Genomic DNA, 24,711 nt, shown 5'->3' with positions numbered 1-24,711 from the left:
TCAACACCCCCGCAGCTTGAAAAATGATGGGTATAAACCGGGGAAGAAAGACCGAGGCGAAATGAGACAGGTAAAGATCGGCCTTGCATTAGGGTCGGGAGCAGCAAAAGGATGGGCGCATATTGGTGTCATTAATGCGTTAAAGCGGGCTGGCATTCAGGTTGATATCGTTGCTGGCTGCTCGGTTGGGGCACTGGTCGGTGCCGCGTATGCAAGTAATCGCTTACCTATGATGGAACGATGGGTGCGCTCGTTCGGCTATTGGGATGTACTGCGACTAATGGATCTTTCCTGGCGTCGTGGCGGTTTGTTGCGTGGCGAAAGAGTGTTCAACAACGTCCGCAAAATCATTACCGAAGAGAAAATTGAAGATTGCGCGCTGCGTTTTGGCTCTGTTGCCACCAATTTAAGTACTGGACGTGAATTGTGGTTCACGGATGGTGATTTGCACCAGGCTGTTCGAGCGTCTTGCAGTATGCCGGGGCTATTGTCGCCGGTCGGGTATAACGGCTACTGGCTGGTGGATGGCGCAGTGGTTAACCCGGTGCCTGTTTCGCTGACCCGTGCGTTGGGTGCCGATATCGTGATTGCCGTCGACCTGCAACATGATGCGCATTTGATGCAGCAAGATTTACTCTCCGTCAATATGACGACTCCACTGGCGGAAAACCAGGTGCAGCCTGATTCATGGCGTGGTCGTTTGCGCGAACAACTCGGCAAAATCACTACCCGTCGTGCCAATACCACGCCAACGGCCATGGAAATCATGACCACCTCCATACAGGTGTTGGAAAACCGCTTAAAGCGTAACCGTATGGCAGGTGACCCACCGGATATTTTGCTGCAACCTTTTTGCCCCCAGATTTCAACACTTGATTTCCACCGTGCCGCGGAAGCGATAAGTGCGGGCAGTTTAGCTGTCGAGAAAAAGATGGATGAGCTGCTGCCATTGGTTCGTACCCATGATTGAGTATGGTGAAAACTCGCATCTTCAGGCAATTCTGACAGGCGGTGATTGTCATACCATGCCACTATTGATCTATCGCCAGTCAGGGGAGCGAAAATGACACAGCCACTCGTTGGAAAACTAATTCTCATTGTTGAGGATGAGCCCGTTTTCCGCTCTTTACTGGAAAATTATCTCTCTTCCTTAGGTGCGGTCATTGTTGTTGCCGTTGATGGTATAGATGCTCTGGAAAAGATGACCAGTTTTGCGCCCGATCTGCTGATTTGCGATCTGGCTATGCCTCGCATGAATGGATTGAAGCTGGTAGAGCACTTGCGCAATGAAGGCGTGCAGACCCCAATACTGGTGATCTCCGCCACCGAAAACATGTCTGATATCGCTAAAGCGTTGCGCTTTGGGGTACAGGATGTCCTACTCAAGCCAATTAAAGACCTCAATCGTCTGCGTGAAACCGTTTTCGCCTGCCTCTATCCCAACATGTTTAATTCGCGTGTTGAGGAAGAAGAAAGGCTATTTCAGGACTGGGATGCGCTAGTCAGCGACCCGCAGGCTGCATCTACGCTACTGCAAGAACTTCAACCTCCTGTACAACAGGTGATTTCGCATTGCCGGGTGAATTACCGCCAGTTAATTACTCATAATCAACCAGGACTTGTTCTGGATATTGCTGCGTTGTCAGAGAACGACCTGGCTTTTTATTGCCTTGATGTGACAAGAGCAGGGGATAATGGGGTGCTGGCGGCACTGTTATTACGAGCACTATTTAACGGGCTATTGCAGGAACAACTTTCTAAACAAAACCAACGTTTACCTGAGCTCGGTAATTTACTCAAACAAGTGAATCAATTATTACGCCAGGCCAATCTCACGGGGCAGTTTCCCCTGATGGTCGGCTATTATCATAGTGAGTTAAAAAACCTGATTCTGGTATCTGCGGGGCTAAATGCCACCTTAAATACCGGTGAGCATCAAATTCAGGTCAGCAATGGTGTGCCATTAGGGACGCTGGGTAATACTTATCTCAACCAAATCAGCCAGCGTTGTGAGTCTTGGCAGTGTCAGGTATGGGGTACGGGCGGGAGATTACGCCTGATGTTGTCTGCGGAGTGAGCATTTGAATGGTTGAAATCATTTAGGTTTTCTCCCCTATCATTGCTGGTGGTAATATCGTATTCAACTCATTCGTATTTATCTTAAATTGCCAACGCAACGGGTAAACAGCCGTAGATCTCACTTTTAAGCTGATATACTCGAGACGTTTTTTTAATTGACTTGCAAGTGAAAACTTGAACAGTCCAGGAGATTTTTCAATGGCTGCCATTAATTCTAAAGTAAGAAAAGCAGTAATCCCTGTCGCGGGATTAGGTACGCGTATGTTACCGGCGACCAAGGCAATTCCAAAAGAGATGTTGCCTCTGGTTGATAAACCATTAATTCAGTATGTGGTAAATGAATGTATCGCTGCAGGCATCACTGAAATTGTGTTGGTGACGCACTCTTCGAAAAACTCCATCGAAAACCACTTCGATACCAGCTTTGAACTTGAAGCCATGCTGGAAAAACGTGTTAAGCGCCAGTTGCTGGATGAAGTCCAGGCTATTTGCCCTCCGCATGTCACTATTATGCAGGTTCGTCAGGGCCTGGCGAAAGGTTTGGGTCACGCTGTTTTGTGCGCGCACCCGGTGGTGGGTGATGAGCCAGTAGCCGTTATTCTGCCAGATGTAATTCTCGATGAGTTCGAATCCGATCTTTCCCAGGATAACCTGGCAGAAATGATCAAACGTTTTGACGCTACGGGCAACAGCCAAATCATGGTTGAGCCGGTAGAAGATGTTACCGCTTACGGTGTTGTTGACTGTAAAGGTGTTGAGTTAAACGAAGGCGATAGCGTGCCAATGGTCGGTATCGTTGAGAAACCTAAAGCCAACGTTGCACCATCTAATCTTGCAGTTGTAGGCCGTTATGTGCTGACCGCGGATATTTGGCCGCTGCTGTCCAAAACACCTCCAGGTGCAGGTGATGAAATTCAGCTGACTGACTCCATTGCTATGTTGATGGAAAAACAGACTGTTGAAGCTTATCACATGAGAGGCGTGAGCCATGACTGTGGTAACAAACTCGGTTATATGCAGGCGTTTGTGGAGTACGGTATCCGTCACAGCACTTTGGGCGCAGATTTCAAAGCCTGGCTAGAAGAGACAGTTGGCGCGAAAAAGTAATTCATTTCAACGCAGGATAGAAAGATGAAAGTTACTGTATTTGGTATCGGCTATGTTGGACTTGTTCAGGCAGCAGTGCTTGCGGAAGTTGGTCACGATGTAATGTGCATAGATGTCGATGCGAAGAAAGTCGAAAATCTGAAAAACGGCGTGATCCCAATTTTTGAACCCGGCTTAACGCCGCTGGTGAAGAAAAACTATGAAGAAGGCCGTTTACAGTTCAGCACCGATGCTGAATTGGGCGTCCATCATGGTGAAATGCAATTTATTGCCGTTGGTACGCCACCGGATGAAGACGGTTCTGCTGACCTGAAATATGTCACCGCTGTGGCGCGTACTATCGCGCAGCACATGACATCCCACAAAGTTGTGCTCGATAAATCTACCGTTCCTGTCGGAACCGCAGACAAAGTGCGCAACGTAATGGAAGAGACGCTGAAAGCCCGTGGCGTAGACATTCCATTTGATGTGGTTTCTAACCCGGAATTCCTGAAAGAAGGTGCGGCAGTTTCTGACTGTATGCGCCCTGAGCGTATCGTTATTGGTACTGATAACGATGATGTGGTGGATTTGCTGCGTGAACTGTACGAACCGTTCAACCGTAACCACGATCGCATGATCCTGATGGATATCCGTAGTGCCGAGCTGACCAAGTACGCCGCTAACTGCATGCTGGCGACTAAAATTAGCTTTATGAACGAAATCTCTAACCTGGCAGAACGCCTGGGCGCAGATATCGAAAAAGTGCGTATGGGTATTGGTTCAGACTCCCGCATCGGCTACAGCTTTATTTACCCTGGCTGTGGTTATGGTGGCTCCTGCTTCCCTAAAGATGTGCAGGCTCTGATTCGTACCGCTCAGCAGATTGGCTACACGCCACGTATTCTGCAAGCGGTAGAAGAGGTCAACCACGACCAGAAGTTAAAACTCCCTGAGTTTATTACTCGTCATTTCGGTGAAGATCTGAAAGGTAAAACCTTCGCGCTGTGGGGACTTTCCTTCAAACCGAATACCGACGATATGCGTGAAGCCTCTAGCCGCGTCCTGATGGAAGCGCTGTGGGAACGCGGTGCTCAGGTGCAGGCGTATGACCCGGAAGCAATGGACGAAGCTCAGCGCATTTACGGACATCGCCCAGATCTGAAATTGATGGGAACTAAAGAAGCTGCATTACAAGATGCAGATGCTCTGGTTATTTGTACTGAGTGGCAAAGTTTCCGTGCACCTGATTTTGATGCAATCAATAAATCCCTAAAGCAACCAGTTATCTTTGACGGTCGTAACCTGTATGATCCTGAGAGACTTAACAAACGCGGCTTTGTTTATTATGCAATCGGCCGCGGAGCGTCCATCAATATTGCGTAATATATCCTAAATAATTCAAGCTGCATCGCGGCGGCAAGTGAACACATCCCGATGAACTTACATCAGTAAGTGATTCGGGTAAGTTCACAAAACCAACAAAGATGCAGTTTGAAGTATGACGGGTATAAATGAGGATTATATGAAATTTTTGGTTACCGGCAGTGCAGGCTTTATTGGATTTCATGTCAGTGAACGTCTGCTGGCAGCCGGTCACCAGGTTATCGGTATCGATAACCTGAATGACTATTACGATGTCAATCTTAAACAAGCTCGCCTTGATCTTCTCGCACCACATTCTTCATTCCGTTTCGATAAAATTGACCTTGCCGATCGTAATGCCATGGCAGAGTTATTTGCCAAAGAGAAATTTGATCGTGTGATTCACCTTGCTGCTCAAGCAGGTGTACGTTATTCCATCGATAACCCTCACGCCTATGCCGATTCAAACCTTGTGGGGCATTTAAATGTTCTTGAAGGTTGTCGCCATAATAAAGTGGGGCATCTGTTATATGCTTCGTCAAGTTCAGTATATGGGCTAAATCGCAAACTTCCGTTCTCAACTGATGACACTGTTGATCATCCAATATCATTATATGCGGCAACCAAAAAAGCTAACGAGTTGATGTCGCATACGTACTCGCACTTATATGGGTTACCGACGACCGGCTTGCGTTTTTTCACCGTTTATGGTCCATGGGGCCGCCCGGATATGGCGTTATTTAAATTTACCCGTGCGATTGTCGAAGGAAAGAGTATCGACGTTTATAATCATGGGCAAATGCGTCGTGACTTCACTTATATTGATGATATTGCAGAGGCGATTGTTCGTTTGCAGGATGTCATTCCGCAAGCCGATGCCATGTGGACAGTAGAGGAAGGAACTCCGGCAACAAGCTCAGCGCCTTATCGAGTTTATAATATTGGGAACAGTAATCCAGTTACGTTGATGGATTATATTACTGCGCTTGAAACCTCGTTAGGTAAGGTTGCCCAGAAGAATATGATGCCTATGCAGCCAGGAGACGTTCTGGAGACCAGTGCGGACACGAAGGCGTTGTATGATGTCATTGGCTTTAAACCACAGACATCGGTTCAGGATGGCGTACAGCGCTTTGTAGACTGGTATAAGGCATTCTATAAAGTCAGCTGATGCTGAGATTGCTGAGAAGTTAAAAGAAAAAGGAAGCCTGGCTTCCTTTTTTTATGAGCGCTATTTGTAGCAACAAAGATTTTGCTAATGAGGTACCCACAATAAAAATCCCGCCGAAGCGGGATTTAATAAGCAGCACTAAAAGCGAAAATTAGGCGATCAGGAAGTCTTCCAGTTTCTTGCCTTGCTCTTCCATTGCTTTTTTGATTACAGCTGGAGTACGGCCCTGGCCAGTCCAGGTTTTGCTTTCGCCGTTTTCGTCGATGTACTGATATTTAGCTGGACGTGCAGCGCGTTTTGCTTTGCCTGCAGTTTTAACAGCAGCCATGCTATTCAGTAATTCATTAGGATCAATGCCGTCAGCAATTAGCATTTCACGGTATTGTTGCAGTTTACGAGTACGCTCTTCAATTTCTGCAGCAGCAGCGTTATCTTCTTCACGGCGTTCGTTAACAACAACTTCTAATTTTTCCAGCATTTCTTCCAGCGTTTCCAGGGTACATTCTCTGGCTTGTGCACGAAGAGTACGGATGTTGTTCAGAATTTTAAGTGCTTCGCTCATTTTAGTAATCTCAAACTTATATTGATGGTTGGCTTGTTGGGCTAATAATAGAGGCTTAAATTAAGTTCTGCAATAGGAAGTAATGTAAGGAATTCAAAATTCCATAATATTTTGTCGATTTATAAAAGGGTATTAACTTAAATTTTGGCTTGCATCTAAGGTAAACAAAACGTGGGGAACTCACTTTTTCTACAACAACCCTGATAGTTTCAGGGTTGCCGAAGGAGTAAATTGAGACATAAACGCATTAATGGTGAAATATCAACCTTTGGTATTATTGCCTGTAATGGTGGATATTTTTAATAGATAATTATTATTAGCGATTCAATAGTTTTCTTGGAATTGCAGCAAAAACACTGAAAACTCCGTAAGTTAAGTGCAACGTGATGAACATCAACCCTCTGCCGATTTCAGGCATTCCACGCTATGGTTTATATATCTCTCGAACACTCTATGAATTCTTCCAGGAGTCATAAGGTAAAAGCAACTCCCTAACGGCTTATGATATAATCCTGTGTTAATAATATTTACATTTTAACTCAGGCTAGCTGACCAATGGCACAACTCTACTTTTACTATTCCGCAATGAACGCGGGTAAATCTACGGCATTACTGCAATCGTCATACAACTATCAAGAGCGCGGAATGCGCACATTGGTGTATACCGCAGAAATTGACAATCGGTTTGGTTCTGGAAAGGTGAGTTCGCGTATTGGATTATCGTCTCCTGCAAAGCTCTACAATGGTTCAACCCAATTATTCAATGAAATACGTGAAGAGCATCAGCGGGACGCTGTGCATTGCGTTCTGGTAGATGAATGCCAATTCCTCACACGCGATCAAGTTTTGGCGTTATCAGACGTCGTAGATGAATTAGATATTCCCGTATTATGTTATGGCCTACGCACTGATTTTCAGGGCGAGTTATTTGGCGGAAGCCAATATTTATTAGCGTGGTCAGACAAACTGGTGGAATTAAAAACTATCTGTTTTTGTGGACGTAAAGCCAGCATGGTTTTGCGCCTCGACCAGGAAGGTCGCCCGTATAACCAGGGAGAGCAGGTTGTGATTGGTGGGAACGAGCGCTATGTATCTGTTTGCCGTAAACACTATAAAGAAGCACTGCAGACAGGCTCTCTGGAAGGCATTCAGAGCGAATAAAATTAAACGAGAAGGCAAGGGGTTGCCTTTCTCAATCATCGTCGTGAGAGGCTTTGGGCGACGTTTTTAGAAAACAGAAACAAAAAAACCCGCCGAAGCGGGTTTTTTATTAGGCTTTACAATTAAGCTGTTTTCTTCGCTTTCTTGTCAGCTTTAACGGCTGGAGCTGCAGTTGCTTTAGCAGATGGTGCTTCGTTGCCTTCTTCGGAGAATTCACGACCGTAGAAGGTATCCATCAGAATTTGTTTCAGTTCAGAGATCAGCGGGTAACGTGGGTTAGCACCGGTACACTGGTCATCGAACGCATCTTCAGACAGTTTATCAACGTGAGCCAGGAAGTCAGCTTCCTGAACGCCAGCTTCGCGGATGGACTTAGGAATACCCAGTTCAGCCTTGATGCTGTCAAGCCATGCCAGCAGTTTCTCAATCTTAGCAGCAGTACGGTCGCCCGGTGCGCTCAGACCCAGATGGTCAGCGATTTCAGCATAACGACGACGCGCTTGTGGGCGGTCATACTGGCTGAATGCAGTCTGCTTAGTTGGGTTGTCGTTCGCGTTATAACGGATAACGTTGGAGATCAACAGGGCGTTCGCCAGACCGTGAGGAATGTGGAACTGAGAACCCAGTTTGTGAGCCATTGAGTGACACACACCCAAGAAGGCGTTCGCAAACGCGATACCCGCGATGGTCGCAGCGTTGTGTACACGCTCACGAGCAACTGGGTTTTTAGAGCCTTCGTTGTAAGATGCTGGCAGGTTTTCTTTCAGCAGTTTCAGTGCTTGCAGAGCCTGACCGTCAGAGAACTCGCTCGCCAGAACAGAAACATAAGCTTCCAGTGCGTGAGTTACGGCATCAAGACCACCGAATGCACACAGGGACTTAGGCATGTCCATGACCAGGTTGGCATCAACAATCGCCATATCTGGAGTCAGAGCGTAGTCAGCCAGTGGGTATTTCTGGCCAGTTGCATCATCAGTTACAACTGCAAACGGGGTCACTTCTGAACCAGTACCGGAAGTGGTAGTAACCGCGATCATTTTCGCTTTTACGCCCATTTTCGGGAACTTGTAGATACGCTTACGGATGTCCATGAAGCGCAGAGCCAGTTCTTCGAAGTGAGTTTCTGGGTGCTCGTACATGACCCACATGATTTTCGCAGCATCCATCGGTGAACCACCACCCAGCGCGATAATCACGTCTGGTTTGAAGGAGTTCGCCAGTTCTGCACCTTTACGTACTACGGACAGAGTCGGATCAGCTTCTACTTCGAAGAATACTTCAGTTTCAACGCCAGCTGCTTTCAGAACAGAAGTGATCTGGTCTGCATAGCCGTTGTTGAACAGGAAACGGTCGGTAACGATCATCGCACGTTTGTGACCATCAGTAATCACTTCGTCCAGCGCGATTGGCAGAGAGCCACGGCGGAAGTAGATAGATTTCGGAAGTTTATGCCACAACATGTTCTCAGCTCGCTTAGCAACGGTTTTCTTGTTGATCAGGTGCTTAGGACCCACGTTCTCAGAGATGGAGTTACCACCCCATGAGCCACAACCCAGAGTCAGGGAAGGCGCGAGTTTGAAGTTGTACAGGTCACCGATACCACCCTGAGAAGCAGGGGTGTTGATCAGGATACGTGCAGTTTTCATTTTGTCGCCGAAGTGCTTAACGCGCTCTGGCTGGTTGTCCTGGTCTGTGTACAGGCAAGATGTGTGGCCGATGCCGCCCATCTCAACCAGTTTCTCAGCTTTAACAACAGCGTCTTCAAAGCTCTTAGCACGGTACATAGCCAGAGTTGGAGACAGTTTTTCGTGAGCGAATGGCTCAGACTCGTCAACAACGCTAACTTCACCAATCAGGATCTTGGTGTCAGCCGGTACTGTGAAGCCTGCCAGTTCAGCAATTTTAGTTGCTGGCTGACCAACGATAGCTGCGTTCAGTGCGCCATTTTTCAGGATGATGTCCTGAACAGCTTTCAGCTCTTTACCCTGCAGCATGTAGCCGCCGTGGGATGCAAAACGTTCGCGCACTGCGTTGTAAGCAGAGTCAACAACGATAACTGATTGCTCGGAAGCACAGATTACGCCGTTATCGAAGGTTTTAGACATCAGGATAGAAGCAACTACACGTTTGATGTCGGCAGTTTCGTCAACAACAACAGGGGTGTTACCTGCGCCTACGCCGATTGCTGGTTTACCGGAGCTGTATGCTGCTTTAACCATGCCTGGGCCACCAGTTGCCAGAATCATGTTGATATCTGGGTGGTGCATCAGAGCGTTAGACAGTTCGACAGATGGTTGGTCAATCCAACCGATCAGATCTTTAGGTGCACCAGCAGCGATCGCAGCTTGCAGAACGATGTCCGCTGCTTTGTTGGTCGCGTCTTTTGCACGTGGGTGTGGAGAGAAGATGATTGCGTTACGAGTCTTCAGGCTGATCAGAGACTTAAAGATAGCCGTTGAAGTTGGGTTAGTCGTTGGCACGATACCGCAGATGATACCGATTGGCTCAGCGATGGTGATAGTCCCGAACGTGTGGTCTTCAGACAGAACACCGCAGGTCTTTTCATCTTTATAGGCGTTGTAGATATACTCTGAAGCAAAGTGGTTTTTGATCACTTTATCTTCAACGATACCCATGCCAGATTCGGCAACGGCCAGTTTCGCGAGAGGGATTCGAGCATCTGCGGCAGCCAGAGCGGCGGCGCGGAAGATTTTATCAACTTGCTCTTGAGTAAAGTTGGCATATTCACGCTGGGCTTTCTTGACGCGCTCTACAAGTGCGTTAAGTTCAGCGACATTAGTTACAGCCATAATGCTCTCCTGATAATGTTTAAACTCTTTTAGTAAATGAGCTGCTCGAGACGACAGTATAGTCAGCGGGCAACAGCTTGCGTAAGACACGAGCCACGACTATCCAAAAACTTCCCAAAACATCTTGCTGACTTACTAAAAGAGCCTACCTAAAAAAACCTATTCATCCTCTGAATCATTTGCTCTTCAGATGCATCAAGAGTACTCACTTCTGAGTAGGTTTTTTGTGATGTAAATCACAATATTTTAAGGCTGACTCCATTCAGCAGGGAGGATTGAGGTAACTGATAAGTCTTTAAAATTTTAGTCACAGCAAAGATAAAACAAATTACCATATTTTCAACAAGTGGGTAACATTATCGTTTAATATCGCATTTGCTAATAAAAGTAGTTATCTATGCTGCGAAAGTGCGTGGCGCCAGCACCTGTTTTCCATTACATTACGCCGGCCTTTGCTACGTTCATTCGCGGAGTTTTGAGTGGCCCAACCCTTGTTCGATTTGCCTACCTATTTTAAGTTCTTTATTGGCTTGTTCGCGCTGGTAAACCCAGTGGGGATCATTCCTGTATTCATTAGTATGACCAGCTACCAAACGGCGTTGGCCAGGAATAAAACAAACCTTACCGCCAACCTGTCGGTAGCGATTATTTTATGGACATCGTTGTTCCTCGGTGACGGTATTCTGCAATTATTTGGTATATCAATTGATTCTTTCCGCATTGCCGGCGGTATTCTGGTGGTCACCATTGCGATGTCGATGATCAGCGGTAAGCTTGGGGAAGATAAACAGAACAAACAAGAAAAATCAGAAAGCGCCATTCGTGAAAGTGTGGGTGTTGTGCCATTAGCATTGCCTTTAATGGCCGGTCCTGGTGCAATAAGTTCGACCATCGTATGGGGCACGCGTTACCATAGCTGGAATTATCTGGTCGGTTTTACAATCGCTATTGCGCTCTTTGCATTTTGTTGTTGGTTGGTGTTCCGCCTTGCGCCATGGCTAGTACGCCTGCTGGGTCAAACCGGCATCAACGTCATTACCCGTATAATGGGTCTGTTACTGATGGCTCTGGGTATAGAGTTTATTGTGACTGGCCTGAAAACGATCTTCCCGGGACTGTTAAGTTAGTTCTGCTGAAAGGTTCGTATGAAAAAGCAGAATAATTATTCTGCTTTTTTTTGTTAATTTCACACCAATACCAATAAAGCATAAGCATTTTTTCAGTTTTCATAAGAAAATTATCCATAAGAAAATGCTTTGGAAACCGCGTATTAACTACCTTCACTTTTCCCCGCTGTACATAAAACTGACAATCAGTTCGTTATTTAACTCACACTACACAATGATGCTTGCTGCCGCTTTATTGAGATGATATTAGTTAATCATGCTATCCAGCAGATGAATGTGCTAAAAAATAACCAATTGTTAATTTTTCGTGAATTAGGGGTGGGTGCCGTCAGTCTGCGCGAAACTCATCTTTTTGATCACCGGTATACCTTTTATTTTTAAAGAGTTAACCGAGTGTTTTACACGGAAAAAGCATCGTTACGAACCAGTCTCCGAATAGATAAAAGAGAAATGGTTAACAAATTTGCAAATTGTATTGGCGAGCGTCAGAGGCTTTTGATACTTTCCGGGCAACACAATTATCTGAGAAATGTTTCATTTACAGATGACTCATAAAAATCAACCTGAGTACAGGGTAGGTTGATTAAGAATCGACGGAGCAGGGTGCCAATAAGAGCGTCCCCAAAAATAAAGTCGGTGATAGCAAGTAAGACAAGAAGTTAATCCGGACAGTCGCATAACGCTCTTGCGCTGTTAAGGAACCCTAAGGGGAAGAGGCTGGCTTTCGGGTCGGTAATTATAATGAGTGGAGTATCAACACAATGTCCATCATCACAAAAAAAAGTCTGGTAGCAGCAAGTATTTTATCCGCGCTAATCGTAGGCAATGTGGCCATGGCGGCCGAAGTTCCTGCAGGTGTTCAACTGTCAGAAAAGCAAACGTTGATCCGAAATAACGGTGCTGAACCACAGTCTCTGGACCCAAATAAGATTGAAGGTGTTCCTGAGTCAAACGTGAGCCGTGACCTGTTTGAAGGTTTATTGATTACTTCTCCAAAAGACGGTCACCCAATTCCGGGCGTAGCAGAGTCCTGGGATAATAAAGATTTCAAAGTCTGGACCTTCCATCTGCGTAAAGATGCGAAATGGTCTAACGGCGAGCCAGTCACAGCACAAGATTTCGTTTATAGCTGGCAGCGTCTGGTTGATCCAAATACTGCTTCCCCATACGCAAGCTACCCGCAATACGGCCATATCGTAAACGTTGATGCTATTATCGACGGAAAAATGAAACCAAGTGAACTGGGCGTAAAAGCCATTGACGACCACACTCTGGAAGTCACTTTGAGCGAGCCTGTTCCTTACTTCTATAAACTTCTGGTTAACCCGGCGATGTCCCCGGTGAATAAAACCGCCATTGAGAAGTTTGGTGAGAAGTGGACCCAGCCTGCAAACATCGTGAGCAACGGTGCTTATAAACTGAAAGACTGGGTTGTTAACGAACGCATCGTCATGGAACGTAATACCAATTATTGGGATAACGCGAAAACCGTTATTTCGCAAATTACCTATCTGCCAATCTCTTCCGAAGTCACGGATGTTAACCGCTACCGCAGCGGTGAGATTGACATGACGTATAACAACCTGCCAATCGAGCTGTTCCAGAAGCTGAAAAAAGAAATTCCAGCTGAAGTACACGTTGACCCGTATCTGTGTACTTACTACTACGAAATTAACAACCAGAAAGCTCCATTTAACGATGCGCGTGTCCGTACCGCTCTGAAACTGGGTCTGGATCGTGACATTATCGTTAATAAAGTGAAGGCGCAGGGCGATCTGCCAGCATATGGCTATACCCCTCCTTATACTGACGGTGCAAAACTGACTAAACCTGAGTGGTTCTCATGGACTCAGGAAAAACGTAACGAAGAAGCTAAGAAGTTGCTGGCTGAAGCGGGTTACACCAAAGATAAACCGCTAACCTTCGACCTGTTGTACAACACCTCCGATCTGCACAAGAAACTGGCTATTGCAGCTGCTTCTATCTGGCAGAAAAACCTCGGTGTGAACGTTAAGCTGGTAAACCAGGAGTGGAAAACCTTCCTCGATACGCGTCATCAGGGCAACTATAACGTTGCGCGTGCTGGCTGGTGTGCGGATTACAACGAACCGACTTCCTTCCTGAATACGATGCTGTCTACAAGCTCAATGAACACCGCGCATTATAAGAGCCCAGCCTTTGACGCCATTATGGCGGAATCGCTGAAAGCGACTGATGATGCGCAACGCTCTGCCGCATACGATAAAGCGGAACAGCAATTGGGCAAAGATTCTGCAATCGTTCCGGTTTATTACTATGTGAATGCCCGTCTGGTGAAACCATGGGTTGGCGGTTATACCGGTAAAGACCCGATGGATAATATCTATACTAAAGATATGTATATCATCAAACATTAATGGCAATTCGTGGGGCAAGTTTTATCCCTCATACTTCACGCTGCAGGTGCGTTAACTGCACTCATTCACCCCAGTCACATAGTTTGTTTATGTTCCTGGGGATTCATGAGCTTGTCGCCTTCCTGCAACGTGAATTATTTAAGATAAAAGGGTAGAGCTTGCTCCATCGTGTCTTATTTTATCGCACTCTAAAGGCACAGCCAGAAGGTACGGGCAATGTTGAAATTTATTCTGCGTCGTTGTCTGGAAGCAATTCCGACACTATTTATTCTTATAACAATTTCATTCTTCATGATGCGCCTTGCGCCAGGTAGCCCTTTTACCAGCGAACGCGCACTGCCGCCGGAAGTTATGGCGAACATTGAAGCCAAATACCATTTAAACGATCCGATCTCGACCCAGTATTTCAGCTATCTGAAACAACTGGCGCACGGTGATTTTGGCCCGTCATTTAAATATAAAGATTATTCAGTGAACGACCTGGTGGCCTCAAGCTTCCCAGTCTCGGCAAAATTGGGTGCTGCCGCATTTATCTTTGCCGTTGTTTTAGGGGTTTTCGCTGGGGTTATTGCCGCACTGAATCAAAATACCAAATGGGATTACGCCGTAATGGGGATAGCCATGACCGGGGTAGTTATCCCGAGCTTCGTGGTTGCGCCATTACTGGTTCTGATATTTGCGATAACCCTCAAGTGGTTGCCCGGAGGCGGGTGGAACGGAGGGGCTATTCAATACATGATCCTGCCGATGGTCGCGTTGTCTTTGGCTTATATTGCCAGTATCGCGCGTATCACTCGTGGCTCAATGATTGAAGTTCTGCACTCCAACTTTATCCGTACCGCCCGTGCGAAAGGTTTGCCGATGCGCCGCATTATTTTGCGCCACGCGTTGAAACCTGCACTGCTACCCGTTCTGTCATATTTGGGCCCGGCATTTGTCGGTATCATCACAGGCTCGATGGTTATTGAAACCATTTACGGATTACCGGGTATCGGCCAGTTGTTCGTAAACGGAGCGTTGAACCGTGACTATTCATTGGTTCTGAGCCTGACCATTCTGGTTGGCGCGCTAACTATTCTCTTTAACGCGATTGTTGATGTGCTGTATGCCGTTATCGATCCGAAAATCCGTTACTGACGCTGGAGTACGCCATGATGTTGAGTAATAAAAACAGCGAGGCGCTGGAAAACTTCAGTGAAAAACTAGAAGTAGAAGGCCGTAGCCTTTGGCAAGACGCCCGTCGCCGCTTTATGCATAACCGTGCAGCGGTAGCGAGTCTGATTGTCCTGGCACTTATCGCGCTGTTCGTGACCTTCGCGCCAATGCTGTCGCAGTTTAGCTATTTTGATACCGATTGGGGAATGATGTCGGCCGCACCGGACATGACCTCTGGTCACTATTTCGGTACGGACTCTTCAGGTCGTGACCTGCTGGTTCGTGTCGCAATCGGTGGCCGTATCTCATTGATGGTGGGTGTTGCGGCGGCACTGGTCGCGGTAGTCGTTGGCACATTGTATGGCTCGCTTGCAGGTTATCTGGGTGGCAAAACCGACTCTGTGATGATGCGTCTGCTCGAGATCCTCAACTCCTTCCCATTCATGTTCTTCGTTATTTTGCTGGTGACATTCTTCGGGCAAAACATCCTGCTGATTTTTGTCGCAATCGGCATGGTTTCCTGGCTGGATATGGCGCGTATCGTGCGTGGCCAAACGCTGAGCCTGAAACGTAAAGAGTTCATTGAAGCAGCCCAGGTTGGCGGTGTTTCTACCGTTAACATTGTTGTTCGTCACATTGTGCCAAACGTACTCGGCGTAGTGGTGGTTTATGCCTCGCTGCTGGTGCCAAGCATGATCCTGTTCGAATCTTTCCTGAGCTTCCTGGGGCTGGGTACACAAGAGCCACTAAGTAGCTGGGGTGCATTGCTGAGCGATGGTGCCAACTCCATGGAAGTTTCCCCATGGTTGCTAATGTTCCCGGCAGGCTTCCTGGTTATCACTCTGTTCTGTTTCAACTTTATCGGCGATGGTCTGCGTGATGCCCTCGACCCGAAAGATCGTTAAGGAGTGCCGCGATGAGCACAATTGAAAATCCTGCGGTGGTTACTCCACTGAGCCAGGCTTCTACGTTGTTAGACGTAAAAGATCTGCGCGTCACCTTCAGTACGCCAGACGGTGATGTTACTGCGGTAAACGATCTGAATTTCAGCCTGCGTGCCGGTGAAACACTGGGTATTGTGGGCGAATCCGGTTCCGGTAAATCGCAAACGGCTTTTGCTTTGATGGGTTTGCTGGCGGCGAACGGCCGTATTGGTGGCTCCGCGAAGTTTAATGGCAAAGAGATTCTGAACCTGCCCGAAAGCCAGCTTAACCGCCTGCGTGCAGAACAGATTTCGATGATCTTCCAGGACCCAATGACCTCACTGAATCCTTACATGCGTGTAGGCGAGCAGTTAATGGAAGTGCTGATGTTGCACAAAAAATTGGGCAAAGCGGAAGCGTTTGAAGAATCTGTTCGTATGCTCGATGCGGTTAAAATGCCTGAAGCACGGAAACGCATGCGTATGTTCCCGCATGAGTTTTCCGGCGGTATGCGCCAGCGCGTAATGATTGCCATGGCGTTACTGTGCCGTCCAAAACTGCTGATTGCAGATGAGCCAACGACAGCACTGGATGTGACCGTTCAGGCACAAATCATGACGCTGCTGAACGAGCTTAAACGTGAGTTCAACACCGCGATTATCATGATCACCCACGATCTGGGTGTTGTTGCCGGGATCTGCGACAAAGTACTGGTGATGTATGCTGGCCGTACTATGGAGTATGGTCAGGCGCGGGATGTGTTTTACAACCCGGTTCACCCGTATTCTATCGGTCTGCTAAATGCGGTACCGCGTCTGGATGCTGAAGGTGAATCACTGCTGACTATTCCTGGCAACCCGCCAAACCTGTTGCGTTTGCCGAAGGGTTGCCCGTTCCAGCCTCGTTGCCCACATGCGATGGAAATCTGTAACACAGCACCGCCGCTGGAACAATTTGGTGAGGGCCGCTTACGCGCCTGCTTTAAGCCAGTGGAGGAGTTAGTATGAACGCCGTGACGCAAGAGAAAAAAGTCCTCTTAGAAATCGCTGACCTTAAAGTTCACTTTGATATCAAAGACGGCAGGCAGTGGTTCTGGCAACCCTCTAAAACCCTGAAAGCGGTTGATGGCGTGACGCTGCGTTTATACGAAGGCGAAACGCTGGGCGTGGTAGGGGAATCGGGCTGCGGAAAATCGACATTTGCCCGTGCGATTATCGGCCTGGTGAAAGCGACGGAAGGCCGCGTGGCATGGCTGGGTAAAGATTTGCTGGGCATGAATCAGGACGAGTGGCGCGATGTGCGTAGCGACATCCAGATGATTTTCCAGGACCCGCTCGCGTCGCTCAACCCGCGTATGAATATCGGCGATATTATCGCTGAGCCGCTGCGCACCTATCACCCGAAAATGCCGCGCCAGGAAGTTCGTGACCGCGTAAAAGCGATGATGATGAAAGTGGGCTTGCTGCCAAACCTCATCAACCGTTACCCGCACGAGTTTTCAGGTGGCCAGTGCCAGCGTATCGGGATCGCCCGTGCTTTGATCCTTGAGCCAAAACTGATTATCTGTGACGAACCGGTTTCTGCGCTCGACGTATCAATCCAGGCTCAGGTTGTGAACCTGCTGCAAAAACTGCAACGTGAAATGGGGCTTTCCCTAATCTTCATCGCGCACGATTTAGCAGTGGTAAAACACATCTCTGACCGCGTTCTGGTGATGTATCTGGGCCATGCCGTTGAGCTGGGCACCTATGATGAGGTGTATCACAACCCGCTGCACCCTTACACCAAAGCGTTGATGTCTGCGGTGCCAATTCCTGACCCGGATCTGGAAAGAAATAAAACGATACAACTTCTCGAAGGGGAGTTGCCCTCGCCAATCAACCCGCCGTCAGGCTGCGTGTTCCGTACGCGCTGCCCGATTGCAGGGCCAGAATGTGCGAAAACTCGCCCAGTTCTGGAAGGCAGTTTCAAGCATGCCGTTTCCTGTCTGAAGGTTGACCCGTTATAATCTCGCAGGGCTGGCATTACGCCAGCCCTTTTTTTACAGGCGAGGTTTTCGTGACAGGGAATAAGAGTTCTTTAAGACAACGTTGTTACCACGTTTTATTTGACCAACGAACCCGCTCAGGGCGCCGCTCCGAAGTATTATGGGGTTTGCTGGCGCTGCTTAGTGTCATCACTGTTTTTATTGAATCCAGCATCGGCAATCAAGTCACTTTCACTCCTGAACAGTGGCGGATGTTTATCGCCATCGAAATCGGTTTTACCCTGGTCTTTACCCTTGAATACGTATTGCGCGTGCTTGTCTGGCCTGAGCCAGTGCGCTATGTATTCAGTTTCTGGGGGTTTATCGATCTTGCGACAATTCTGCCGCTTTATGTTTTATGGTTGTGGCCGGAGCTGGCGATACACTATTTCTTTGCATGGCGTGCCATGCGGGCAATTCGCGTACTACGTATCCTGAAATTACTGCGCTTAATGCCTGCGTTAAATAGCTTATGGCGTGCGGTGGTCAATTCCCGGCATCAACTCATTCTATTCTATTCATTTATCGCCATCGTATTAGTCACCGCTGGCGCATTAATGTATGGAATTGAAGGGGCTGTTAACGGCTTTACAAGTCTTGGCGTTTCGGTTTATTGGGCTGTGGTGACGGTTGCGACAGTAGGTTACGGCGATATTACGCCTCATACTCCGTTAGGAAGGTTCGTGGCGTCATTACTTATCTTGATTGGTTACTCGGTGATTGCTATCCCAACGGGGATTTTGACCGCGCAAATGACGACGGAATTACAACGCAAAAGGCTGGAGCGAAAATGCCCGTTATGTCACCAGCAAGATCATGAGACTAACGCTCAATATTGTAAGTCGTGTGGTGGGCGATTACCGCTAATAGGGAAAGAAGAGTAGCGCGGCAGCAGTGCCGCGCTAAAAAGCATCACTCGCGCCAGAGAATATGGCAGAGCTTGTGATCTTTTTCGCGGCACAGCAGCACACGAGCAAAGATATCGTTGATTTCGCCACCGTCTGTGTCGGCAAGGCCAATCACTACTTCGGCAAAGAAGTCAGGGTTCAGGTCGAAATCTACATGCTCCTGCCAGTCTTCAGCGGGGTCAAAAAGCTCGGCACCGCCACGCTCTTCAAATTGCAGGTTAAATAAAATCACATCTGCCGGGTCGAGGTTATCAACCGCCAGTTCGAGAAAAATATCGTAAGCCTGCTCGAGAGTTTCATCTTCTGTCAGGCGGTTGTTCAGATCCATTTCCATGTCTATTTCCACTTATCGAGTGCTGATGCGCCACGTTTTACAGCAACGGGCTAAAGAAGTAAAACAGTCGCTCTACCACACGTTGCCACATTGGGCGTTTCAACCACAAGCGTAGATCAACCAGCCGTGAGCGGGAGATATAATCGTCCTGTACGGCGGCAAGGTCGCTGGCAAAACCGGAGTCATCGATAACCAGGGTTATCTCGAAATTGAGCCAAAGACTACGCATATCCAGATTAACCGTACCCACCAGACTGAGTTGCCCATCGACCAGTACGCTCTTAGTATGCAGCAGGCCGCCTTCGAACTGGTAAATCTTAACGCCAGCTTCCAGCAATTCGGTAAAGAATGCCCGGCTTGCCCAACCCACCAGTAATGAGTCGTTCTTGCGTGGCACAATAATACTGACGTCGACGCCACGTTGTGCCGCAGTACAAATCGCGTGAAGCAAATCGTCGCTCGGCACAAAATAGGGGGTCGTCATAATCAGGTATTCACGTGCCGCATAAACTGACGTCAGCAGTGCCTGATGAATCAAATCTTCCGGGAAGCCTGGGCCTGAAGCAATCGTGTGAATAGTATGCCCGGTCGCTTCTTCAAACGGCATGATATTGGCATCTGGCGCGGGAGGTAAAATGCGCTTACCGGTTTCGATTTCCCAGTCACAGGAATAGACAATCCCCATTGCTGTGGCAACCGGGCCTTCCATACGCGCCATTAAATCGACCCATTGCCCAACGCCTGCATCTTGTTTAAAGAAGCGTGGGTCGACGAGATTCATACTGCCTGTGTAAGCGATATAGTTATCGATCATCACCATCTTACGGTGCTGACGTAAATCCATACGGCGCAAGAACACACGCATCAAATTAACTTTGAGTGCTTCAACGACTTCCACGCCGGCGTTACGCATCATGTTCGCCCAAGGGCTGCGGAAGAAGGCGACGCTGCCAGCTGAGTCGAGCATTAAGCGGCAGTGAATACCACGGCGAGCTGCGGCCATCAGCGATTCAGCCACCTGGTCTGCTAACCCTCCTGGCTGCCAGATATAAAACACCATCTCGATGTTATGGCGAGCCAGCTGAATATCACGAATCAACGCATGCATCGTTTCATCAGAGGTGGTGAGCAGTTGTAGCTGGTTGCCCTTAACGCCACCAATCCCCTGGCGACGTTCACACAATTGGAATAACGATGTCGCGACTTCGCTGTTTTCTTCGGCAAAAATATGTTTGCAGCTTTTAAGGTCGTTAAGCCATTTTGCCGTTGATGGCCACATAGCACGCGCGCGTTCGGCACGACGTTTGCCCAGATGCAACTCACCAAACGAGAGGTAGGCGATTATCCCTACCAGAGGAAGAATATAAATAATCAGCAGCCATGCCATGGCCGAAGGAACTGCGCGGCGCTTCATTAAAATTCGCAGCGTTACGCCGGCTATTAGAAGCCAATAACCTAAAATGATCAGCCAACTAACAACTGTATAGAAGGTTGTCATAGTTCAAAAATCCTTTAGAAACCGTATGCTTTTGAGTTTACGCACAACCGCCAGAGGTTGACACTAAAACTATACCCAAAATAATTTGAGTTGTAGTAAGCCTGCGCACCGACAACTTAAGTATGACGGGTATAATCGTAAAACGGCTGGTCTGGCGTGAAGAAGACACTATAATGGCGCGTCTTACATGCAACCCGAGTCGTAAAAATGAGGCGTAGTAGAACTGAGGTCGGACGTTGGCGTATGCTGCGTCAGACACAACGGCGCAGATCGCGTTGGCTGGAAGGTCAGTCACGCCGCAATATGCGCATTCACGCCATCAGAAAGTGCCAGACAAACCGCCAGCGTAACTCCTTGCTGTTTGCCATTCACGATCAATGGGCGTCGTAAAGAAAAGGGCACCGCTTGCGGTGCCCAGTATCTTCAAAATCTCGGGCTTACGAGAAATGCATTGCCAGTAAAATAATCAGCACTGTGACCGATGCCGCCGCGACAATCACCAAAGGATGTTTGGCAAGCCAGGCGTTCCAGCGTGCTTCCTGATTACCCACAGACTGCTTATGGCGCTCATAAGACTCATCAAACAAATCCATAAAAATTTCCTGATAAATTCATTCGCCGTACGAATAGTTTAATCAGAATACCTTCTTGAATGGCTTGATTGCTACCTGTTTGTACACACCCGCCGCGATATAAGGATCTGCTTCAGCCCAGGCTTGTGCATCTTCAAGAGATGCAAACTCAGCAATCACCGTTGAACCGGTAAAACCCGCAGCACCAGGATCATTACTGTCAACAGCAGGCATAGGCCCGGCAGTTAACAGGCGACCTTCATCGCGTAAAAGTTGTAGACGGGCCAGGTGGGCAGGGCGCACAGCCGTGCGTTTTTCGAGAGAGTCGGCATTATCTTCCGCATAAATGACATACAGCACGTGCAGCACTCCTTATATAGATATGAGATATGTAAAACACGGTAAGTGAATGGAGCTAAGACTGCAACTTGAAATCTATTGCGTATTAACAAGATGTTAAATCACTACGTTGAATGTGGGAAAATCCAGCGCCTGGCAGGAAAATGAGCGACTTTGTTCGATGCGTTGTTGAATATGATTGCTATTTGCATTTAAAATTGACGCCTGTTTAAGAGACCTAAGACATTATGACGTCAATGACCCTTGATTTACCTCGCCGCCGCTTTCCGTGGCCGACCGCGCTCTCTGTCGTACTTCATGGTGCTATTGTCGCGGCGGCTCTCTATACCTCGGTACATCATCAGGTTGTTGAGTTGCCAGCACCTGCGCAGCCTATCAGTATCACTATGGTGACTCCGGCTGAGCTTGAACCACCACAACCTGAAGTTGTTCAGCCACCGCCAGAGCCGGTAGCCGAACCTGAGCCTGAACCGATCCCTGAGCCGCCGAAAGAGGCGCCAGTTGTCATTCATAAGCCAGAACCGAAACCAAAACCTAAGCCAAAACCGAAGCCGGTGAAAAAGGTTGAAGAGCCGAAGCGCGAAGTAAGGCCGGTTGAACCGCGTCCGAGCGCACCGGTAACTAACACCGCACCAGCGCGTCCCGCACCGGTTGCAAACACTGCACCTGTTGCCTCACCAGCACCTGTTGCAACTGGGCCGCGTGCGCTTAGCCGTAATTCGCCACAGTATCCTGCCCGCGCGCATGCGCTGCGCATAGAAGGCAAAGTGCGTGTGAAGTTTGATGTTGCTGCAGATGGTAGCGTGAGTAATGTGACGATTCTTTCCGCGACACCTGCCAATATGTTCGAACGCGAGGTGAAACTGGCGATGAAAAAATGGCGCTACGAAAGCGGCAAGCCAGGGCAAGGAATGATTGTCAACGTGGTGTTCAAGCTTAACAGCGGTGCGACGATGGAGTAATCCATCTCCGGCACCAAATAAAACGGAACCTGATGGGGTTCCGTTTTTTATGCTTATAAGAATGTGTAACTCAGGTTCACCCCCACACCATAATTGCGCCCCGGCGCGGGTTCGTAGTAGCGACCATTACTTTCGTTAACAATAACGGAACCGACATACTCGCGATCGAACAGGTTATCGACGCGTCCCCAAATATCCAATAACCAGCTTTCCTGAATCCGCAGTTTATAACCACTGTTGAGTGAGGCGACCGTGTAAGCAGGTGCTTTCGCAGTATTCTCGTCATTGGCCTGAATATCACTCATATAACGCACGTCGGCTCCTGCATAGAAACCCTCTGGCGGCGCATATTCAAGTGAAGCGTAGCCCATGTTGCGCGCGATTCCCGGAATGCGATTGCCTTCGCAATTATCAGCGCCACACGCATTACTGCGATAGGTAGCATCGAGATAAGTCCACGCCATTTTTACACGCCAGTCGTAGCCAAGTTGGCTATCAGCAGAGAGTTCCACCCCACGGCGGCGGGTTTCACCGGCATTTTTATAGGTTGTGCGCCCACCGCTGCTTTGGTCTGCAACAATCTCATCGTCGGTATCTGTCTGGAAGAGTGCCGCAGCAAACAAACTATTGCCGACGCGCGTTTTAGTGCCGATTTCCACGGTATCGCTGGTGGATGGTTTTAATCCAAAATTCAAACCTGACTGGCCATTATCACGATACGAGAGTTCGTTGATGGTCGGCGTTTCAAAACCACGGCCTGCCGAGGTGTAAATATTCCAGGCATCGGTCACGGCGTATTTCAACGCGGCGGCAGGTAGCCACTTGTGGTAGCTCGCATCGCCGCTGTCATCACCGTTTTTAGCGGTAATGTACTGATCGTTCGAGTCGAACCAGACCGAACTGAAACGCACGCCTGCATCAAGACTGAGTTTATCGGTGAGTTGCCAGGCCGTTTGCAGATACGGGTCAACGTTCCACATTAGATTACGTTCGTCACGCCGAAGGTCGCCTTTCTCGCCTAAAACTGTGGTGCCGTTTTCTACCACAAAGTTTTCATACCCTTTGCGCTTTTCCGACATGGTTTCGTAATCAAGCCCGGTGGTAAACGTCACCGGCACAGACAGAAGATTGCCTCGATGTGTCCAGCGAGAATCTATCCCTTGGTAATGGCGCGAAAGTTCAATCACACCACCTGGATGCGTTGGGTTTAGCTGAGGGGCAACGGGAATGGACTGATATTGCGTAGTTTCGCGCACCCCTGCATAGGTCATGACACTTAAATCATCATTGGCGCTTAGCTGTCTGTCATAGCGCAGACCAGCCTGAGTCTGTTTGGTGGTCTTGCGGGTGTTGTACTGTTCGGCGCGAGGGGCCTGAGTCGGGTCATTGCGCCATTCCTGCTCGGTTAAACCGCCAGGATCATTGGCATCAATATCTACGCTGTTGAGCAGCAGGGTTAATTTGCTTGCTTCATTGAGACGCACACCCAGTTTGGCGTTGCCGAGATTTTTTTGTGCACTGCTGTGGTCGCGATAACCATGAGTCGTAAAGCGTGAAGCTGATACGGCGTAATCGACATCACCTGCCTGCGTACCATCACCCGTGGCTCCGGTTGCTTTAATACTGTTACGCCAGCTTCCAAAGCTGCCGTAATAGCTGCTGGCTTCAAAAGTTGGCGGTTGTGTACCCGTTGTTGTGCTGACATTAATCACGCCACCCGATGCGTTGCCATAAAGTGCCGAGAAGGGGCCACGTAGCACTTCGATACTTTCAACGCTGTTTATATCGATATTTGAGGTTTGCCCCTGGCCATCAGGCATGGTCGCGGGAATACCATCGACATACATTCTTATGCCGCGCACACCATAGGTGGAGCGAGAACCAAATCCGCGCACCGAAAGCTGTAAATCTTGCGCATAGTTCTGACGGTTCTGAACTTGCAGGCCCGGTACGCTGCTAAGACTTTCTGAAAGATTAACGCGTGGCGCCGCCTGGCGCATATCGTCGCCATTGACGACACTCACCGCCGCTGGTGTATCCAGCTCGGAAATCGTGCCTTGTGTTGCGGTAACGACCATCGTCTCTTCGGCGGCAAGTGCCGGAAGGGCAAAAGACGAAAGGGCCGGGACTAATATCAGTGGCAGGGAGATCTTTCCATGGTGCACAATTTTCATCAGACATTTTCACAGGTGGGAGCATTTTACGTTCCGGACGAA

General features: G+C 48.4%; 22 protein-coding genes. 15 read left to right on the top strand and 7 right to left on the bottom strand.

Features of this window, described 5'->3' with window-relative positions:
* Positions 1–61: 61 nt before the first annotated feature.
* The 5 genes from rssA (at position 62) to EDF88_RS03640 (ending at position 5,701) form a co-directional block, all read left to right on the top strand.
* On the top strand, positions 62–970 hold the full coding sequence (rssA, locus tag EDF88_RS03660) for a patatin-like phospholipase RssA (RefSeq protein WP_034455850.1): 909 nt from the start codon (positions 62–64) through the stop codon (positions 968–970).
* Between the two features lie 93 nt (positions 971–1,063).
* Positions 1,064–2,077 carry a two-component system response regulator RssB gene (gene rssB, locus EDF88_RS03655; protein WP_064518485.1) on the top strand — a complete coding sequence of 338 codons (1,014 nt, stop codon included), beginning with the start codon at positions 1,064–1,066 and terminating at the stop codon, positions 2,075–2,077.
* Between the two features lie 200 nt (positions 2,078–2,277).
* Positions 2,278–3,186: a UTP--glucose-1-phosphate uridylyltransferase GalU gene (gene galU, locus EDF88_RS03650; RefSeq protein ID WP_064518488.1), complete on the top strand. Its 909-nt coding sequence runs from the start codon at positions 2,278–2,280 to the stop codon at positions 3,184–3,186.
* Between the two features lie 24 nt (positions 3,187–3,210).
* A complete protein-coding gene (locus EDF88_RS03645) occupies positions 3,211–4,551 on the top strand; it encodes a UDP-glucose/GDP-mannose dehydrogenase family protein (protein ID WP_134182961.1) in 1,341 nt (446 codons plus the stop codon).
* 139 nt (positions 4,552–4,690) lie between these two features.
* Positions 4,691–5,701 (top strand): NAD-dependent epimerase, encoded by a 1,011-nt coding sequence (locus tag EDF88_RS03640; RefSeq protein ID WP_064518492.1) that lies wholly within the window; start codon positions 4,691–4,693, stop codon positions 5,699–5,701.
* Between the two features lie 151 nt (positions 5,702–5,852).
* Here EDF88_RS03640 and hns read toward each other — a convergent pair whose 3' ends face one another.
* Positions 5,853–6,263 (bottom strand): histone-like nucleoid-structuring protein H-NS, encoded by a 411-nt coding sequence (hns, locus tag EDF88_RS03635; protein ID WP_034455843.1) that lies wholly within the window; start codon positions 6,261–6,263, stop codon positions 5,853–5,855.
* Between the two features lie 555 nt (positions 6,264–6,818).
* Between hns and tdk the strand changes: the two genes are divergently transcribed.
* Positions 6,819–7,424: a thymidine kinase gene (gene tdk, locus EDF88_RS03630; protein WP_034455842.1), complete on the top strand. Its 606-nt coding sequence runs from the start codon at positions 6,819–6,821 to the stop codon at positions 7,422–7,424.
* A 122-nt stretch (positions 7,425–7,546) separates the two neighbouring features.
* Here tdk and adhE read toward each other — a convergent pair whose 3' ends face one another.
* Entirely contained in the window at positions 7,547–10,234 is a 2,688-nt protein-coding gene (gene adhE / locus EDF88_RS03625; RefSeq protein ID WP_064518495.1) for a bifunctional acetaldehyde-CoA/alcohol dehydrogenase, read from the bottom strand.
* 479 nt (positions 10,235–10,713) lie between these two features.
* On the opposite strand from adhE, the gene EDF88_RS03620 reads away from it, so the two are divergent.
* The 7 genes from EDF88_RS03620 (at position 10,714) to EDF88_RS03590 (ending at position 18,745) form a co-directional block, all read left to right on the top strand.
* Positions 10,714–11,361: a YchE family NAAT transporter gene (locus tag EDF88_RS03620; RefSeq protein WP_064518498.1), complete on the top strand. Its 648-nt coding sequence runs from the start codon at positions 10,714–10,716 to the stop codon at positions 11,359–11,361.
* 761 nt (positions 11,362–12,122) lie between these two features.
* On the top strand, positions 12,123–13,757 hold the full coding sequence (gene oppA / locus EDF88_RS03615) for an oligopeptide ABC transporter substrate-binding protein OppA (protein WP_134182959.1): 1,635 nt from the start codon (positions 12,123–12,125) through the stop codon (positions 13,755–13,757).
* A gap of 216 nt (positions 13,758–13,973) precedes the next feature.
* The gene (oppB, locus tag EDF88_RS03610; RefSeq protein ID WP_064518504.1) at positions 13,974–14,894 is read left to right on the top strand and encodes an oligopeptide ABC transporter permease OppB; all 921 of its coding nucleotides are present in this window, start codon (positions 13,974–13,976) and stop codon (positions 14,892–14,894) included.
* A 14-nt stretch (positions 14,895–14,908) separates the two neighbouring features.
* Positions 14,909–15,817 carry an oligopeptide ABC transporter permease OppC gene (oppC, locus tag EDF88_RS03605; protein ID WP_064518507.1) on the top strand — a complete coding sequence of 303 codons (909 nt, stop codon included), beginning with the start codon at positions 14,909–14,911 and terminating at the stop codon, positions 15,815–15,817.
* An 11-nt stretch (positions 15,818–15,828) separates the two neighbouring features.
* Positions 15,829–16,842 carry an ABC transporter ATP-binding protein gene (locus EDF88_RS03600; RefSeq protein WP_064518510.1) on the top strand — a complete coding sequence of 338 codons (1,014 nt, stop codon included), beginning with the start codon at positions 15,829–15,831 and terminating at the stop codon, positions 16,840–16,842.
* Positions 16,839–17,843 carry a murein tripeptide/oligopeptide ABC transporter ATP binding protein OppF gene (oppF, locus tag EDF88_RS03595; RefSeq protein WP_064518513.1) on the top strand — a complete coding sequence of 335 codons (1,005 nt, stop codon included), beginning with the start codon at positions 16,839–16,841 and terminating at the stop codon, positions 17,841–17,843. The genes EDF88_RS03600 and oppF overlap by 4 nt, the downstream gene beginning before the upstream one ends.
* A 50-nt stretch (positions 17,844–17,893) precedes the next feature.
* Positions 17,894–18,745, top strand: a complete 852-nt coding sequence (locus EDF88_RS03590; RefSeq protein ID WP_064518516.1) for an ion transporter — start codon at positions 17,894–17,896, stop codon at positions 18,743–18,745.
* A gap of 28 nt (positions 18,746–18,773) precedes the next feature.
* On the opposite strand, the gene EDF88_RS03585 is transcribed toward EDF88_RS03590, so the two are convergent.
* Together EDF88_RS03585 and cls are read right to left on the bottom strand one after the other, a co-directional pair.
* Positions 18,774–19,103, bottom strand: coding sequence for an HI1450 family dsDNA-mimic protein (locus tag EDF88_RS03585; protein WP_034455830.1), 330 nt, complete (start codon positions 19,101–19,103; stop codon positions 18,774–18,776).
* A gap of 37 nt (positions 19,104–19,140) precedes the next feature.
* A complete protein-coding gene (gene cls, locus EDF88_RS03580; protein ID WP_064518519.1) occupies positions 19,141–20,601 on the bottom strand; it encodes a cardiolipin synthase in 1,461 nt (486 codons plus the stop codon).
* 207 nt (positions 20,602–20,808) lie between these two features.
* Here cls and EDF88_RS03575 point away from each other — a divergent pair, with 207 nt between their 5' ends.
* The gene (locus EDF88_RS03575; RefSeq protein WP_072009405.1) at positions 20,809–20,991 is read left to right on the top strand and encodes a YciY family protein; all 183 of its coding nucleotides are present in this window, start codon (positions 20,809–20,811) and stop codon (positions 20,989–20,991) included.
* A 47-nt stretch (positions 20,992–21,038) separates the two neighbouring features.
* Here EDF88_RS03575 and EDF88_RS24645 read toward each other — a convergent pair whose 3' ends face one another.
* The gene (locus EDF88_RS24645; RefSeq protein ID WP_154150139.1) at positions 21,039–21,194 is read right to left on the bottom strand and encodes a hypothetical protein; all 156 of its coding nucleotides are present in this window, start codon (positions 21,192–21,194) and stop codon (positions 21,039–21,041) included.
* A gap of 42 nt (positions 21,195–21,236) precedes the next feature.
* Positions 21,237–21,533 (bottom strand): YciI family protein, encoded by a 297-nt coding sequence (locus EDF88_RS03570; RefSeq protein WP_034455828.1) that lies wholly within the window; start codon positions 21,531–21,533, stop codon positions 21,237–21,239.
* A gap of 236 nt (positions 21,534–21,769) precedes the next feature.
* Between EDF88_RS03570 and tonB the strand changes: the two genes are divergently transcribed.
* On the top strand, positions 21,770–22,495 hold the full coding sequence (gene tonB / locus EDF88_RS03565; protein WP_134183266.1) for a TonB system transport protein TonB: 726 nt from the start codon (positions 21,770–21,772) through the stop codon (positions 22,493–22,495).
* A 53-nt stretch (positions 22,496–22,548) separates the two neighbouring features.
* Here tonB and pqqU read toward each other — a convergent pair whose 3' ends face one another.
* Positions 22,549–24,669, bottom strand: a complete 2,121-nt coding sequence (gene pqqU / locus EDF88_RS03560; protein ID WP_134182957.1) for a TonB-dependent receptor PqqU — start codon at positions 24,667–24,669, stop codon at positions 22,549–22,551.
* Between the last annotated feature and the right edge of the window lie 42 nt (positions 24,670–24,711).

Origin of the sequence: Buttiauxella sp. BIGb0552 (genome assembly GCF_004366275.1) — a bacterium.
GTDB lineage: Bacteria > Pseudomonadota > Gammaproteobacteria > Enterobacterales > Enterobacteriaceae > Buttiauxella > Buttiauxella gaviniae.
This window is presented reverse-complemented; position numbering and strand designations above follow the sequence as displayed.